Source organism: Flavobacterium sp. YO12 (assembly GCF_004119495.1).
Classification (GTDB): domain Bacteria; phylum Bacteroidota; class Bacteroidia; order Flavobacteriales; family Flavobacteriaceae; genus Flavobacterium.
Genome location: NZ_NRQU01000027.1, coordinates 1 through 16922, shown reverse-complemented (window position 1 = coordinate 16922; position 16922 = coordinate 1). Strand labels below are relative to the sequence as shown.

The 16922-nt window shown below is 34.8% G+C and carries 10 protein-coding genes; 5 read left to right on the top strand and 5 right to left on the bottom strand.

Going from position 1 to position 16922, the window contains the following annotated elements; translation table 11 throughout:
• Positions 1-153: 153 nt before the first annotated feature.
• The 5 genes from guaA (at position 154) to BOW55_RS10695 (ending at position 7053) form a co-directional block, all read left to right on the top strand.
• Complete coding sequence (guaA, locus tag BOW55_RS10715) at positions 154-1683, top strand: glutamine-hydrolyzing GMP synthase (RefSeq protein WP_089055145.1); 1530 nt, start codon at positions 154-156, stop codon at positions 1681-1683.
• Positions 1684-1744: 61 nt separating this feature from the next.
• On the top strand, positions 1745-3646 hold the full coding sequence (locus tag BOW55_RS10710; RefSeq protein ID WP_129024117.1) for a LysM peptidoglycan-binding domain-containing protein: 1902 nt from the start codon (positions 1745-1747) through the stop codon (positions 3644-3646).
• 94 nt (positions 3647-3740) lie between these two features.
• Entirely contained in the window at positions 3741-5810 is a 2070-nt protein-coding gene (locus BOW55_RS10705; protein ID WP_129024116.1) for a LysM peptidoglycan-binding domain-containing protein, read from the top strand.
• A 191-nt stretch (positions 5811-6001) separates the two neighbouring features.
• Positions 6002-6595, top strand: a complete 594-nt coding sequence (locus BOW55_RS10700; RefSeq protein ID WP_129024115.1) for a 5'-methylthioadenosine/S-adenosylhomocysteine nucleosidase — start codon at positions 6002-6004, stop codon at positions 6593-6595.
• A gap of 56 nt (positions 6596-6651) precedes the next feature.
• Positions 6652-7053 carry an OsmC family protein gene (locus BOW55_RS10695; RefSeq protein ID WP_129024114.1) on the top strand — a complete coding sequence of 134 codons (402 nt, stop codon included), beginning with the start codon at positions 6652-6654 and terminating at the stop codon, positions 7051-7053.
• A 60-nt stretch (positions 7054-7113) separates the two neighbouring features.
• Here BOW55_RS10695 and BOW55_RS10690 read toward each other — a convergent pair whose 3' ends face one another.
• From BOW55_RS10690 to BOW55_RS10670, 5 genes are all read right to left on the bottom strand, one after another.
• The gene (locus tag BOW55_RS10690; protein WP_129024113.1) at positions 7114-8973 is read right to left on the bottom strand and encodes a beta-galactosidase family protein; all 1860 of its coding nucleotides are present in this window, start codon (positions 8971-8973) and stop codon (positions 7114-7116) included.
• Between the two features lie 86 nt (positions 8974-9059).
• Positions 9060-10415 (bottom strand): Gfo/Idh/MocA family protein, encoded by a 1356-nt coding sequence (locus tag BOW55_RS10685; protein WP_241686538.1) that lies wholly within the window; start codon positions 10413-10415, stop codon positions 9060-9062.
• Between the two features lie 115 nt (positions 10416-10530).
• On the bottom strand, positions 10531-11847 hold the full coding sequence (locus tag BOW55_RS10680) for a DUF3472 domain-containing protein (RefSeq protein WP_129024112.1): 1317 nt from the start codon (positions 11845-11847) through the stop codon (positions 10531-10533).
• 93 nt (positions 11848-11940) lie between these two features.
• Positions 11941-13638 (bottom strand): RagB/SusD family nutrient uptake outer membrane protein, encoded by a 1698-nt coding sequence (locus tag BOW55_RS10675; RefSeq protein WP_129024111.1) that lies wholly within the window; start codon positions 13636-13638, stop codon positions 11941-11943.
• 9 nt (positions 13639-13647) lie between these two features.
• Positions 13648-16731 carry a TonB-dependent receptor gene (locus BOW55_RS10670; RefSeq protein WP_129024110.1) on the bottom strand — a complete coding sequence of 1028 codons (3084 nt, stop codon included), beginning with the start codon at positions 16729-16731 and terminating at the stop codon, positions 13648-13650.
• Between the last annotated feature and the right edge of the window lie 191 nt (positions 16732-16922).

The following is a 16922-nucleotide window of genomic DNA, read 5'->3' as shown; positions in this document are numbered from 1 at the left end:
ATGAAAAAAAGCAAATGTTTTTTAATAAAATTATAAACCTCTGAACCTCTGTTACTCTAAGCCTTTGAGCCTAAAAATCGGAACGTTGAAAAAAAATATTTATTTTTCAACGTTCCGATTTTTCAATTTCGAATATAAAAAGTATTTTTGCGCATGCAACACAACGTACTTATTTTAGATTTCGGATCGCAATATACTCAGCTTATTGCGCGTAGAGTTCGCGAATTAAATATATTCTGCGAAATTTTCCCATACAATCACTTTCCTAGTGATTTATCAGCTTACAAAGCAGTAATTTTAGGCGGAAGCCCATTTTCTGTTCGTGCAGAAGATGCTCCACATCCTGATTTATCTCAAATTAGAGGTAAACTTCCAATGCTTGCCGTTTGTTACGGAGCGCAGTATTTAGCTCATTTCAGCGGTGGAGAAGTAGCAGCTTCAAACACTAGAGAATACGGTAGAGCTAATTTATCTTATATAAAAGAGAACGAAGTTTTCTTTGAAGGCGTTTCAGAAAACAGCCAAGTTTGGATGAGCCACAGTGATAGTATTAAAGCACTTCCAACAAATGCTGTAAAATTAGCAAGCACACATGACGTAGAATTTGCCGCTTATAAAATTGAAGGCGAAACAACTTACGGAATTCAATATCATCCAGAAGTTTTCCATTCTACAGATGGATCAAAAATGCTGGAGAACTTTTTAGTAAAAATTGCCGAAGTTCCTCAAAACTTTACACCAAATGCTTTCGTTGAAGAAATGGTGGGAGAATTAAAAGAGAAATTAGGAAACGATAAAGTAGTTTTAGGATTATCAGGCGGAGTAGATTCTACAGTTGCTGCGGTTTTATTAAACCAAGCAATTGGTAAAAATCTGTACTGTATTTTCGTAAACAACGGACTTTTGCGTAAAAACGAATTCCAAAGTGTATTAGATCAATACAAAGGAATGGGATTAAATGTAAAAGGTGTTGATGCGGGAGATCGTTTTCTTTCTGAATTAGCAGGAATCAGCGATCCTGAAACGAAACGTAAAACTATCGGACGTGTATTTATCGAAGTTTTTGATGATGAATCTCATTTGATCGAAGATGTAAAATGGTTAGCACAGGGAACTATTTACCCAGACGTAATCGAATCTGTATCGGTAAAAGGGCCATCGGCAACTATTAAATCACACCATAATGTAGGTGGATTGCCAGATTATATGAAATTACAAATTGTAGAACCACTTAGAATGTTGTTTAAAGACGAAGTTCGTAGAGTTGGAGCTACTTTAGGCATAGATCCTGAATTATTAGGAAGACATCCTTTTCCAGGACCAGGATTATCAATTAGGATTTTAGGAGATATTACTCCAGAGAAAGTACAAATTTTACAAGATGTAGATTCTGTATTTATTGAAGGATTAAAATCTTGGGGATTATATGACAAAGTTTGGCAGGCTGGAGCAATTTTGCTTCCTGTAAACAGTGTTGGTGTAATGGGCGATGAGCGTACTTACGAAAAAGTAGTGGCGCTTAGAGCAGTAGAATCAACAGATGGAATGACTGCTGATTGGGTTCATTTACCGTACGATTTCTTGATGAAAGTGTCAAATGACATTATAAATAAAGTAAAAGGCGTGAACCGCGTGGTTTACGATATCAGCTCAAAACCACCAGCAACAATTGAGTGGGAATAGTATTGTTTTTCAAATTAAGGCGTTACATTTGTAACGCCTTAATTTTTTAAACCTACTATTTATGAGAGAATTTTTAACGATTTCTCTTGTGTTTGTTTTGTCTTTTAACAAAATAACTGCACAAGACTCAATTATTGAGCACAAAATTCAAAAGGGAGAAACTGCTTATTTTATAGCCCAAAAGTATAAAGTTTCTGTAGATGAGATTTACAAACTCAACCCCGAATCGCAAAATGGAATTCAGGACAATCAGATTATTAAAATCCCTATTCATTCTGCAGAAAAAATAAAACAAGACCAGCAGATTACTCATGTTGTTGGCGCAAAAGAAACTCTTTTTGGCTTAGCAAAACAATACCATGTTTCTGTAGAAGCTATTCAAAATGCAAATCCAATTCTTGCCAACGGACTTCAAATAGGTCAAGAATTAAGTATTCCAAATCCTTTAAATCTTTCAAAAACAGAGAATGTAAGTTCTTCAAAAGCTGCACATTTGGTTGCGGCCAAAGAATCGCTGTTCAGTATTGCCAGACAATACAATGTTTCAGTTTCTGATTTAGAAAATGAAAACAAGGATTTATTGCAAAACGGATTGCAGATTGGGCAGTCAATTGTAATTCCGAATAAGCGAAAAACTTTAGACGGAAGAGTTCGTGTTATCAATCAGGAAACTTTTTTTCATGTGGTTGAACCAAAAGAAACTAAATTTTCGATTGCAAAAAAATATGGAATTTCTATAGATCAATTAGAATCACAAAATCCTGAAATTGTAAACGGATTAGTTGTTGGTAATAAGTTAGCCATTAATACAAAAGAAATTAAGCCAACAAATGAAAATGAGGAACTGATGCTTGCTTTGGCAGAAAAACAAGTCGTGGTTGAAAAAACTAAAGCTAAAACGGTAGAAATTACTGATTTGAAAGACAGACTTGTTATTCAAAAAGAGATGAATCAGAAGATTATTAAAATTAATGATTTAAAGGTTAATTTGAATGATATGAATGGTTCAAAAGAAAATTCAGTCGAAAAATTGCGATTGGTTCTGGAGGCTAATAAAAATGTTCAGGATGTTTTAATGGCTAAGCTGGATTCACTGGTAAACACGATGAATAGTGATTTGGTCGAATTAAAACGAATGGATATTTTAAATGTTGATGAATCTAAACGTTTAGAAAAGCAATCTTATGCGAGTATTTCGCAAACAAGTGAGTTGTCGTCGCAGTTAAAAAAAGAACTGGCTGAAAATCGAAAAGCATATGCTGGTTTGATGAACAAAGTCGAGAAAATTGCTGTTGAAGAAAATCAAGAGTACAAAAAGAAAATCCGCGAAAGCGAAAAAAATAACAATGTATCATCTATACAGCAAAGACTTTCGGTGGAGGAGGTAAAACGTTACAAGATTGAGCAGGAAAAAGGAGATGCACAAAATCAATTATTGATTGCAAAAATAGATTCTCTGGATACTCAGAAAAAAATCGAAGTAAAACGTCACATTAGTAAAGCTTCTTATTATAGTATGGAAGCTAGAAAATTTGATGATAAACTAGCACTTGTAAAACTGAAAAAGTATCAGGATGAAGCAGTTAAAAAGTCAAATTTTACAGGTGTTTCAAAAGTAGTTTCATTAGAAGAAATGAAGCGTGAATTGGAAGAAAACCCGCTTAAAAGCGACAAAACAGTAAAAGTTGAAGTTTATGATAATCTTCGAGAAGTTTCAAACGGCTATTACTTAGTTTTAGGTATATTTACAGACGCAATGCTGCGTGATAAGTTTATTATGAAACTCATTGATTCTGGCGATTTTAACGCCAGCTTTTTCTTTAATATAAACAGTCTTTCGTATTATGTTTACTCAGATAAGTTTAAAAACATGGAAGAAGTTTTGTATCAATGCAAGAAAAAAGAAGAAGATGAGTTATATAAGAACATTATTATTGCAAAATTGGAAGTTGATCTTAGATAATAACTGCAAGATTTAACAAGTGGCTTGAATCTTGTATAAAAGAAATTATTATCTTGTTAATTGAATTAGAAATTAAATTGTTTTAAGCCATATTATGAAGTATTTTTCGACCTTATTATTCCTTGTTTTTTTTGTAACCTGTTCTGCTTTTTCTCAGGAAAAGGTAGTAAAATATACTGTTTCGAGTGGAGAAACAATAAATCAGATTGCACAGAAATTTAAGGTTACGCCTTTTGATATTTACGAATTAAATCCAGATGCAAGAAGAGGTTTAGTACCCAATTCAGTTTTATTAATTCCTACAACTGCTGTTAAAAGTGCGGTAAAAACTACAACTGCTGCGGTAAAAATGACTGAAAGTTCAAAAGAAATTATTCATGAAGTACAGCCAAAAGAGACGTTTTACAGCATCGAAAAAAAATATAATATTTCTGATGAAGCATTAAAAGCAGCAAATCCGTTTCTTGAAAAAACAGGCGTGCAGATTGGTCAGAAATTAGTAATTCCCGCAAAAGGATCTGCTTCAAAATCTGTGGCTGCAGCAGATAAAAAAACAAAAGAAAAAGTACAAGAAAAGTACATATACCATGATGTTCAGCCAAAAGAAACTAAATATTCTATTGCAAAACAATATAAAACTACGGTTGAAGATTTAGAAAAAAGAAATCCAGATATCGTTTCAAATCTGCCAGTTGGATATCGATTAACGATTAAAGGAACAGCACCAAAAACAGAAAGTACTGCTGCAAATGTTGTTAAGCATGAAGAAGTTAAAAAACCTGCTGAACCTGCAAAAAAAGCAGTCAGCTACATGGATTATCAGGTAAAACCAAAGGAAACTTTTTACAGCTTATCAAGAACGTTTCATTTATCGCAAGAAGAATTAACGGCACTTAATCCTGCACTTTCAGAAGGTGTAAAGGAAGGAATGGTTTTAAAAGTTCCAACAGGATATTTAGCGCCGACTCCAATTATTGCACAACAGCAGCCGATTGAGAAAGTGCTTGAAAATAAAAGCTCTGGAGGAATACAAATTGTAGACAAAGTAAAATCTGAAACTGTTTCTGTAAATCCTGAAATAGTAGAACTTAGTAAAAAAAGAAGTCAGGGTGATCGTAAAAAAGTGGTTTTACTGCTTCCGTTTAATTTGGCTAAATTACAAAGCGACACAACGGGAACTGCTGCTCGCTTGAAAACGGATAAATTTCTAAATATGACTCTTGATTTTTACTCAGGAGCAATGATGGCGATCGATTCAGCGAAAGTTTTAAAACTTCCAATCGATGTTTCAATTTATGATTCGCAGGAAACAAAAACAACGTCAAATATTTCAAGTTTAATTCCAAAATTGCAAGATGCTGATGCTGTTGTAGGCCCATTTTATCAAAATAATGCCGAATCTACTGCAAATACATTAAGATTGTATAATGTTCCAGTTATTTCGCCATTATCAAAAGATGCTGCGAACCCAATCGAAAATTTATATCAAACGATACCGTCAAATGAGGTTGTTCGAAATACTGTTTTCGAGTATATGCGTGCTAAAAATGGTAATATTGTTGCCGTTGTAGACAAGAAAAAGGAATCAGTAATTAGTTATATTAAACAAAATCAAAAAGGAGTTGTTTTTGCAGCTTTGACTGAGGCAGGAGGTTTAGACGCTGCTAATTTAAAAAGCTTATTACTGCCAAACCGAATGAATTATGTTGTGATGGAAACAGGGAATACAGCAATGATAAAAACGACTATAAAAGCGTTGTTGGATGCACAAAAAACGTGTCAGGTGCAATTGGTAATTTTAGAACCAAACAGCACGCTTGATACAGATGAGATTAGTTTTGATAATCTGGTAAAACTTAAATTAATGTATCCATCAGTTACTCGTGACAGCGATGATCAGGCGGTTTCAATCTTTAAGAAAGACTATAGATTAAAAAACAAAATCTATCCAAATACATATGCGACAAGAGGTTTTGATGTAACTTTTGATACGATGATGCGTTTGGTTCAAGGAAAAACATATCAAGAAACAGCAGATTTAATGACTACACAACAAGTGGAGAATAAGTTTCAGTTTTATAAAAAAGAAGATGGCGGACATGCTAATAAAGGGGTCTACATTTTATATTATGATTCTGATTTAACTTTAAAAACTGCAAATTAATACTAGCATTAATCCAGTAAATTAGATGTGAAAGTTTACTAATTATTTAATTTAGGATATAGAATAAAAAATCCGTGCTGCTTTTTTGCAACACGGGTTTTTTATTTGTGATTTTTTAAAAGAATCGTGATATAGATTATCGTGACAGATTAAAAATGGTATTTTTGTATCTCAAAAATTAAAATAAATTGATGGTAAAAATAAACCACGAACAGTCATTTTTAATAGAGGATATATTGTTTTCTTTTGCTTTGAAAGCCGAAGCTGCCGAGGTTTTTGAAAGATGTAATACGATTATGACCGGAATAGGGAAGGTGAATGCTGCTTACGAATTGTCGAAAGTTTTGCAGCATAAAAAGCCTTCATTAATTGTTAATCTTGGATCTGCTGGAAGTAATTTTTTTAAGAAAGGTGATATTGTCTGCTGTACGAAATTTATACAAAGAGATATGGATGTTCGAGGTTTAGGATATGAGCTCTACGAAACTCCATTTTCTGGTCTGCCGACAGTTTTTGAATATGGCTTAAAAATGGATGGTTTACAGGAAGGAATCTGCGGAACTGGAGATAGTTTTGAAATGGGGCATTCTGAGGTTTTGTATAATGTTGTAGATATGGAAGCTTATGCATTGGCACTGATTGCTATGAAAGAGGATATTCCGTTTTTATGTTTAAAATACATTTCGGATGGTGCGGATGATAATGCAGCAGAAGACTGGCTGGTTCAGGTTCATAAAGCAGCATTGGCTTATGGAAAACTTTTTAAATTAGGATTAGATCAGTAATCTCCTCAATAACTAAAAACATAAAAAAAAGAATATAAATATTGTAAAACAACATTATGACATCAAAAGTAACTTATTTAGGTGAATTAAGAACAAAATCAATACATGTGCAATCAGGAAGCGAAGTTATCTCTGATCCGCCTGTGGATAATTTCGGAAAAGGAGAAGCGTTTTCTCCAACAGATCTTGTTGCAAATGCTTTAGCAAGCTGCATGATGACGATTATGGGGATTAAAGCTCGTGATATGGAAGTAGATCTAATCGATTCGACTGCTGAAGTAACTAAAATTATGAATGCAGAACCACGTCGTATTGGTGCAATCGAAATTGTTTTTGAAATGAACGGTGTATCTGATGAGAAAAACAGAACTATCCTAGAGCGTGCTGCAATGACTTGCCCTGTTTTGTTTAGTTTAAATCCTGAAATTGAAAAACGAGTTACTTTCAACTGGAAGTAATCTTTTATTCACATAAAAAAAGCCATTCATTGTTGTGAATGGCTTTTTTGCTTTTGTATATTATTGTCCTTTTTCAGGTCTTAAATCCTCTAAAATTGGAGTTGCTATACTTTTAAGTTCTTTTTGCAACGTCTCATTTTTTTGCTCAAAAATTACAATATTGTTTTTGCCTTTTTTAAGCCAGCATCCCGGAAGGTATAGAGTTTGCTGTGGTCCAACACTCCAATAACGACCAATGTTGATTCCGTTTACAAACACAATTCCTTTACCCCAATCACGCATATCTAAAAAGGTGTCTCCTGTTTTGCTAAGTGTAAAAGTTCCTTGGTATAAAGTAGGACGATTTACTTTTCCAGAATTTTTATAAGCTGTCAAATCTGGTTCTTGACTCATAGGTAATTTATACATTTCCCAATCACCTGTAATAGTTTGACCATTAATAATAACAGGGCTTATAATTCCTTTGTTATTTTCGTTGATTTGAGAACCATAATTAATACGTCCCATGTTTTCGACTACAATATCTAAAGTAGCGTTAAAAGGAACTTCGATGTCGCAATCGTATTTTTTATAGTATCGGTTTAATTCTGCTACTTTTTTTCCGTTAACATAAACGATTGCATAATCACGTAATCCTTTTAATTCCAGTTTTCCACTGATTGGCTGTGTGAATTTTTTGCTGTACCAAACATAACCATCACCTTGATTTAATTGTTCAAAGGTTTGTGGAGTATCTTCGTATACTGGGCTTATTTTTGCTTTTAAATCAGCTAAATCAACCGTTTTTGTTAATGCTATTTTCGGAATTTCGATAATTGGCATTTTTTCTGGAACGGCAGGAGTTTCGCTTGTTTTAAGCAATTCTCTTAAAGCATTGTATTTAGGAGTTGCCCATCCTGCTTCACTTATAGGAGCATCATAATCGTATGATGTCATATCAGGCTGAATATCGTGTTCTTTGTCGTAATTAGCACCAGAAGTGAATCCGAAATTAGTACCGCCATGAACCATATAATAGTTGAATGAAACCTTATTATCTAAGTATTTTTTAGTCTGACGAGCGGTTTGTTCTGGTTTTTGCGTTGGGAAAGGTTCTGCCCAATGATCTAACCAGCCTGGATAAAACTCGGCAACCATATAAGGCCCTTGACCATTATTGAATTTATTTACAACTTCTTTTAATTTTGCAATATCACTTTCACCATTTGCAGTTGGCAATGCGCCTGGTAATGCACCGCCTTCAAATAACCAGCTTCCGTCTGAAGTGAAAAAAGGAACTTCAAAACCAAGATCTTTTAATTGCTGAAATACGGCTGCGCTGTATTTTTTATGTTCTTCTAAAGGAACATCTTTTCGTTGTGCAACATACGAACCAAATTCGTTTTCACCCTGAACCATAATAATTGGGCCGCCTTTGGTAATTTGTAAATCTTTAACCTGATTGTATAATTGTGTAAAGTAAGCTTTTGTAGCTGCTAAATATGCTGCGTTGTTACCGCGAATAACCATATTAGGTACATTCTGCAAGAAAAAAGGGTAACCGCCAAATTCCCATTCAGCACATACGTACGGACCTGGACGAAGAATTACAAATAATCCTTCTTCTTGAGCTGTTTTTATATACTCTGCTAAGTTTTTATTTCCTGTTTTAAAATCCCATACACCGGGAGCAGTTTCGTGGTAATTCCAAAACACATAAGTAGCAACGGCATTTAATCCCATGGCTTTCATCATTTTTAGACGATGACGCCAATATTGCTGTGGAATACGCGAATAATGCATTTCACCTGAGTGAATCTGTATTGGTTTTCCATTCAATAAAAAATCTCCTCCGCTTATAGCGAAAGTTTGTTTTTGCTGTGCTGATGCAGAGAGCAGTGTAAAAAAGGCAAATAGGAGGGTGTAGTAAACTTTTTTCATTTTTCAAAGTAATTAAAAATCTTTTTAATAAACAAAAGAGCGCTATAAATTTGCGCCCTCTTGCTTCTACTAACTAACCAATAAATTTATTCCGCGAATTCTAATTTTTTTAATTTATTCCATCCGCCGCGTGTGAAATCAGGAATTTCTACAGGTGCAGAACCATTATCAAGAGAAATTTCTGTCAAAGGTCCTAAACAAGACCATTCTGCTAAATCATAAACATCCATATCTAAAGGAAGTCCTTTTTGAAGGCAATAAATTAAACGGTAATCCATGACGAAATCCATTCCACCGTGACCACCTACTTTTTTAGCTTTTTCTTCGATATTTTTTACAATTGGGTGCTTGTATTTTTCCATTAATGCTTTTTTCACATCTTCTGGAACAAATGAGTGAGCGTTTAATTTTTCATGATTTGGTTTTACGTCATCACTTAATGATTTACCGTCTAAAGCATATCCTTCTAATGGATATTTGTTTGCAAAACCTTTTGTACCGCTTAACTGATACATTCTGCTGTACGGGCGAGGAGAAGTAACGTCGTGTTGAATTTGGATTGTTTTTCCGTTTTCAGTACGAATCATAGTCATGGTGTGGTCACCGTTTCTAAAATCTTTAATTTCCTTACCTGATTTTTCTTTGATGTAAGCAGGATTTCCAACTGCTTTAGTATCCATAGAAACTAAGAAATTCATTTTGTCTCCACGGTGAATGTTTAATGCCTGACAAGCTGGTCCCATACCGTGTGTTGCGTAGATATCGCCACGGTGTTTAATGTTGTAATCCATTCTCCAGTTGTTCCAATATTCTCCCCAAAATGGTTGTAATCCGTGAATGTAAGATCCTTCTGCATGAAGAATTTCTCCAAATAAACCTTGTTGTGCCATGTTTAAAGTGGTAAGTTCGAAGAAATCATACACACAGTTTTCCAACTGCATACAGTGCTTACGAGTTTTTTCTGAAGTATCGATAAGATCCCAGATTTCTTTCATTGTCATTGCACCTGGAACTTCAATAGCAACGTGTTTTCCGTCTTTCATTGCCTGAACACCAATTTGTGCGTGGTGTTTCCAATCTGTAGCGATGTAAACTAAATCAACATTTGGTAATGCTGTAACTTTTCTCCATGCATTTTCATCTCCAAAAAATTCTTGTGCTTTAGGAAAACCAGCTTTAGTTAAAATTTCGTTAGACGATTGTGTGTTTTTTTCAAGCATATCGCAAAGTGCTACGATTTCGACACCTGGTATATGTGTCATACGTTCTACAGCTCCTGGACCACGCATTCCTAAACCAATAAAGGCTACACGAACAGTTGGAATTGGAGTAGTTGCTAATTGCAGTACATCTTGTTGTCCTTTTGCACGAGCCGGCGTTTTGGTTTTGATCATTTGTGCCGACGCGATTGTGCATCCAAACAAAAGACAGGCAGCTAACATGAATTTTAAAATACTAGTTTTCATAATTTGAATTAATTTGATTTGAAAATGATTGATAATCTAAATGCTGATTATCGGGAATTATTGTTTTTGTATTTGTGATTTTTAAGACCAGTTAAGGTAAAGCTTCAAAATTTATCTCTGGCTTTTTATTTGCTAAAGGTCTTGAAAAAATTGTTTTTGGTGCTGTATAGTTATTAAAAAAGCCTCCATTTTTTAAATAAAAAGAGTTAGCGTCAAGTCCGCCTGCAAAATCCATTCGGTATTCTTTAGCACCCGTATTGTCAGTTGTAAAGCGCGCCGAATTAATTTCTGACCAAACTCCTTTTTCGTCGCAAATCCATTGATTATTGAATAAGACTTTACGAGAAAAATCGCCTTGTTCTGGGATAAAATTCTCTAGAAATGAATGAAATCTTTTTAAATAGGTGTTGGTTTGCGGGCGGTTAAAGCTCGCAATCAAAAGCCATTTTCCTTGCTCTGGTGCGTAAAAGTAGGCTGTATAAGTTGTTGTGTTGTTGTTTAGTGGAAATCCTTGTAGTAAAAATTTGTAAGTTGTTCCTGCTTTCCAGTTGTATTTTAGGTAACTCTGTCCTCCTGAACCTTCGTTTCCGAATTCGCCGGTATGTACATTTTCACCTTTTTTAAGCATTTTTATTTTGTGTGATTCTGGAATACTGGCCGGATCATCCGTGGTAAATGGACTCCAAACAGAGAATAAAACTCTTCTTTCGGAAGCGGAATTGACTTGAATTCCAAAATATCCTTCTCCAAAGCCATTTGCCATAAAATAGGAACCAATTTTGTCCTCATTTTCAGGAACAGTAAGTTCGTTGTAATACCATTTTGCATTGGTGTTTTCTGGAACTTGATAGTTTAAGTGCACAGATGGTCCGCGACGACCCCAATGGTAGAAGTTTCCTTCGTTGTTAGGAACAAAAGCTATTTTTGCATCGTAATCATCACTTGAAATCGTTAGACGATTAATTGACGGAAAACGATCACCTGTTTTGCTGATTCCTTTTATTTTGACTGCAACATATCCTTCTTGGTTTATTTTCCAAGTTCCTGCTGTAACTGCTTTTTTTGATGCTGTAAATTTTACTCTTTTAGCTTCATTGTTGATGGAAAACTCAAGTTCTGATTTTCCAAAAACTTGTACTGATTCTTCTACAGTAATTTGAAAAGTTCCTGCTTTCGAAACTCTAAAATAAGCTGTAAAATATTCGTCAGAATTAGTCCAGTTTTCAATACCGTTATCCGTAATTGTATTGCTTTCGTCTACATGTTTAGAACTGTATGCATTACCGGCTAGAGGGAGTGAAATTTTTGCTTTTGGATTTTCTAAACTTGTTTTTTCGCTAAAAGCATCATTACTGGCTGTGCAGGAAAAAGCGGTTAAAGCGAGAATTAAGCAGAATATGTTTTTCATAGTTATAGGTAATTTAGGTTTTTCTTTTTTTTGAAGTTCCTCTCTAATGAACCAAATTAGAGAGGCTTCAAAAACAAAAACAATTCTAAACAATTATGGGTTTTGAGTCAGTGTTCCTGGGTAAGCATTTATTTCTGACTGCGGAATGTATTGTACTACTCTAGGGCTAGAAGCAGGCCAGTCGACCATTGGTAAATGAGGTCCTGGATAGCGACGTGTCATAGTTTGTCCGTTTCTATATACATCATAACCACGATGTGCTTCAAAAGCTAGCTCTAATTGACGTTCTTCGTCTACACGCTGTGCAGCATTTGTATTGTCTAATGAGGTATAGCCGCCGCCAACAATTGATCTTGAGCGAATAATATTTAAGTTCGTTAATGCACTGTTATAATCTCCTTTTTTAACATAGGCTTCTGCCATATTCAAATACAACTCATCTAATTTTGAAATAGGAGGAGAGTACAAGTGAGAATCATTGTTTTGCAAAGAACATTTTGTAACATAGTACATAGGATAAACTCTGTTTAACAACATCATGTAATCCTTTTCTCCTATATACGTTTTTCCTTCGTACACAATTGAATATTGATTTTCGGCTGCATTTACTACGGTTAAGTTGTAATTTGTACTTCCGATTGTGATATAATACGAACCATTAGAATTTGTTTTAAGAGGCTGCTGCATATAGTTATAACCAGTTTGAGTACCTGCAGTATTTTTAATGTCGTAGATAAAACGGAATGCTTGAGTTTTATTTCCAGCATCGTCTGTATCGTATTGCGGATCAATAAAAGCCCAACGAGCATCTTTTTTTAAACCTGATTTTCTTAATAAATCCAAGTATTTTGCACTTGCGTACATTTCGCCCCATCCTTGACCTTGAATGTTTGCATACATACCGCCAATTCCGTAATAGTGATCGTAACCTGAAAATTCTGATGCTACACGTTTAACAGCAAAAATAGTTTCGGTTTGTTCATCAGAATCTGGTGCATAAGTATTAGATTTCATGAAACTTTCACGGCTCAATAATTTGTACTTTCCACTAGCAATTACTTTGTTAGCATATTCTATAGATTGCGTTGCATAATCCTGATTTGGATTTTCATAAGTACCACTCATATATAAATATACTCTTGAAAGCATTGCTTGAGCAGCTTCTTTTGTTGCATAAGCTGCAGATCTGTCAACAGTCATTAAAGATTCTGCTTTTTTTAGATCGCTGATTGCTTGTGCATAAGTATCTTTTACCGTTGATCTATCTGGTAAGACAAGGTTATTTAAATCTGCTGGTAAACCATTTACAATTGGCACACCTAAATTAGTTTCAGGCGATTGAGAATAAGGTCTTCCATAAGTACGGCATAAGTAAAAATAAATCATACCTCTTAAGTAATAAGCTTCACCTAGTTGTTGATTTACAGTTGCACTTTCACCTTCTGTAATCATTTTAATCAAATCACTTGATTGCGAAATAATTTTATAACTATTGTTCCAAAAAACAGATAAACGATCATTATCTGGAATGTGTTGATACGAAATAAACGAGTAGAAAGAATCGGTAGATGTTCCTCTAATCATGATGTTGTCGCCAGGATATTCTCCAACACGATGCATAACATCAGACCATCCTTTTAATTGTGCGTAACAACCGTTTAATAATACGGCTACTGCTGCTACTTTATCTTCTTCAATTTTGTCTTTTGTGTATGCGTTAAAGGGTTCTCTGTCTAACTCACATGAGGACAGAAAACTAATTGCCATACATAATATAAATATTTTTTTCATGATTTTGTTTTATAGAGTTACGTTAAGTCCTAATACAATTTTGCGTGTTGAAGGATATACTTGTGTTGCTACACCTGTAATAGAATATTGCTTCGTTGCATCATTGTATGTAGGAGGCAGTTCAGGATCTACTCCAGAATAATGGCTGATGGTAAATAAATTCTCTCCAGCGATGTACAATCTTAAATTTGAAATATTAAGGCTTTCTATTGGCATGTTATATCCAAAAGTGACACTTCTCATTTTTAAGTATGTACCCGTTTCTAAGAAACGTGATGATGCTTTGTTTGATTGGCTGTTGTTATCATAAAGAGCCTGCGGATGTGTTGCAATATCTCCTGGTTTTTCCCAACGGCTCCATCCACTGTGAAGATTCATTTGGTTTCTGTCATTATAAGCACCATCTGAGTCAAACTCTGCTCTCGCATAATTGTAGATTTGACCTCCAACAGAATAACTGAAAATAGCTGCAAAATCAAATTTCTTATAGCTTAAACTTGTAGAGAATCCTCCAAAAAAGTCAGGAGTGTAAGTTCCCATTACTTTTCTGTATTTAGAAGCTTCACCATAGTTGCTTGTTTTTACACGTTCGCCAGCGGCATCAGTAGTGTACCATTGTGGTTTTCCGTTTTCAGGATTAACACCTGCCCACTCCGTTACGTACCAGCTGTCAACATCATTTCCTGGTTTTAATAATTTGTTTGCAGAACCTGCAACACCACTTCCGTCACCCACAATGATTTCCTGTTTGTCTCCGTAAAGTTTTGTTACCTTGTTTTTATTAGTACCAATGTTGGCATCTACAGACCAGTTAAAGTTTTCATTTTTAATAATGTCTACGTTAAGAGAAGCTTCAAAACCTCTGTTGTTTACTGCACCTACGTTTCTCCAAATACTGGTAACTCCAATTACCCCTGGAAGCGGTACTTGGTACAACAAATCAGAAGTGTTTTTGTTGTAATAATCAAAAGTAAGATTTACTCGCTTAAAGAAGCTTACATCAAGACCAACACCGCCGGTAAATGTTTTTTCCCAGCTTAAATCAGGATTTGCTAATTGCGAGATTAAGGCTCCAGGACTTTCATTATAACTGTTTTTAGAGAAAGAATATAATGGTAAGTGAGGATATAAGCTATTAGGACGATTACCTACTGAACCATAACTAGCTCTAAGTTTTAAATTATTGATGTAATCTGCATTAAAGAAAGCTTCATTATGAATGTTCCATCCTGCACTAATAGAGTAGAAGTTACCATATTGTGCATTTTTTCCAAAGTTTGACGCACCATCACGACGGAAAGATACTTGTGCTAAATAACGATTGTCATAAGAGTAATTTACATTTGATAACAATGATTGTACTGCCCATTGTGATCTTCCGCCCGCTACTTTTTCAGGAACCGCAGCAGCATCTGGAGCTACAATTCCAGGAGGAATTCCTGTTGCAATTGCTTGGCTGAATTTTCGGTTGTATTCATTCCACTCATAACCTGCAACAGCATTGATAGAATGGTTACCAAATGATTTATTAAATTTTAATAATTGATTGGTGTAGATTCTATTATAAGTATCAAAATTATCTTCGATTCTTCCTTTTACAGCTTCACCATTAGATGATCTTGGATCTGTGTAATAAGATGAGTTTGAATTTCCAAAAATGAAATTATTTACAGAGGCGAAAGTCAGCCAGTTTGTAAATTTAATATCAAAATCAAGATTGGTTCTTACTGTATACAATTCAGATTCTCCATAATTCCATTGTAAATCGTACAAGTAGTTTGAACCTGTAGTGTTAACCCAAGTCGGGTTTGGAGCGTTTCCTACCAAAGTACCGTCTGGTAAATACGGGCTGTCCCATGGCATATTTCCATATAATGCACCAACAGAATGCTGCTGATCGTAAGTAGTTTCTCTAGTTAAGTTTACTTGCGGACGAAGTGTGAACCAACTGCTTGGTTTGTACTCAAACTTCATAAGACCATTGTATTTCTTGTAATCATAACCTTTAACAGCACCAGTTTCATTATAAAGACCTAGAGAAACATAGCTTTTGAAGTTTTCTCCTCCGCCGCTGAATGACAAGTTGTAGTCTTCTGCAATACCAGTACGGGTTGCATTATCCCACCAATCATAGTTTTTGTTTCTTAGCTCAGGATTCCACCACCAAACGTTTTGAAAAGTTTCTTTGTTGGCAAACGAATCGTATAAGTCATACAATTCAGCACCATTCATGATTTTGAAATTTCCGTTGTTTAAGGTTGTCATGGCTGTTTTTGCAGAAAAATTGATTACAGGTTTACCTGCTTTTCCACTTTTTGTAGTTACTACAATTACACCATTTGCACCTTGTGATCCATATACAGCAGTAGAAGCGGCATCTTTAAGAACCGTCAAGGTTTCAATATCAGCTGGATTCATATTGGCAGAGCTATTCCCCACGATAACACCATCAATCACCCATAAAGGATCTGTACTTCCATTGACGGTTGTTTTACCTCTAATAACTATCTTGGCTGGCGCTCCAGGCTGTCCGCCTCCAGTGTTTACATAAACACCAGTTGCTTTACCAGCAAGCATGTTTTCAACATTTGGTGTCGTAACGTCGACAATTTTTTTATTGTTTAAAGTTTGTAAAGAACCTGTCAAACTTTCTTTTTTTACTTTGCTGTATCCTACTACAACAACTTCGTCCATTTGCTGTCCAGCTTCTTTCATAACAATTTTCAGAATACCGTTTCCAGCTGGAACTTCTTGATCCTGCATTCCCATAAAGGTAAAGACCAAAATAGCGCTGTCATTAGGAACTTCGATGGCAAAACTTCCATCCATATCAGTTTGCACTCCTTTTGTAGTGCCTTTTATATTAACATTTACTCCCGGAACAGGAATTCCTTTTTCATCTACAACTTTACCTTTTACAATTTTTTGAAATGCCAGAAAACTGGTGTCGTTTGTCGAAATTTCTTTTGCAGGTGCCGCAGTTGTAATTTGAAAGCTTAAGGACAACAGAGATAATAATGTTGTTTTTAAAGTTTTTTCAAGTACAGTATGCAACCTGAAATTTTCAGGTTTTTTTGAGAATACCTTCTTCATACTCTTGATTTGGTTTTGGTTACTAAATGTGTTTTTTGTCTGGTCGTTTTTATTTTGATTTTTTAAGTTTTTTAGTCTTTATTTTTTTGGTTTTTTACTGACTAAAAAGAGACTTAAATAGATCAAAAAAAGGCGAAAAAAATCGCTTGAAAACTTTATTATTTGACGAAACTATCGATTATATTTTTATT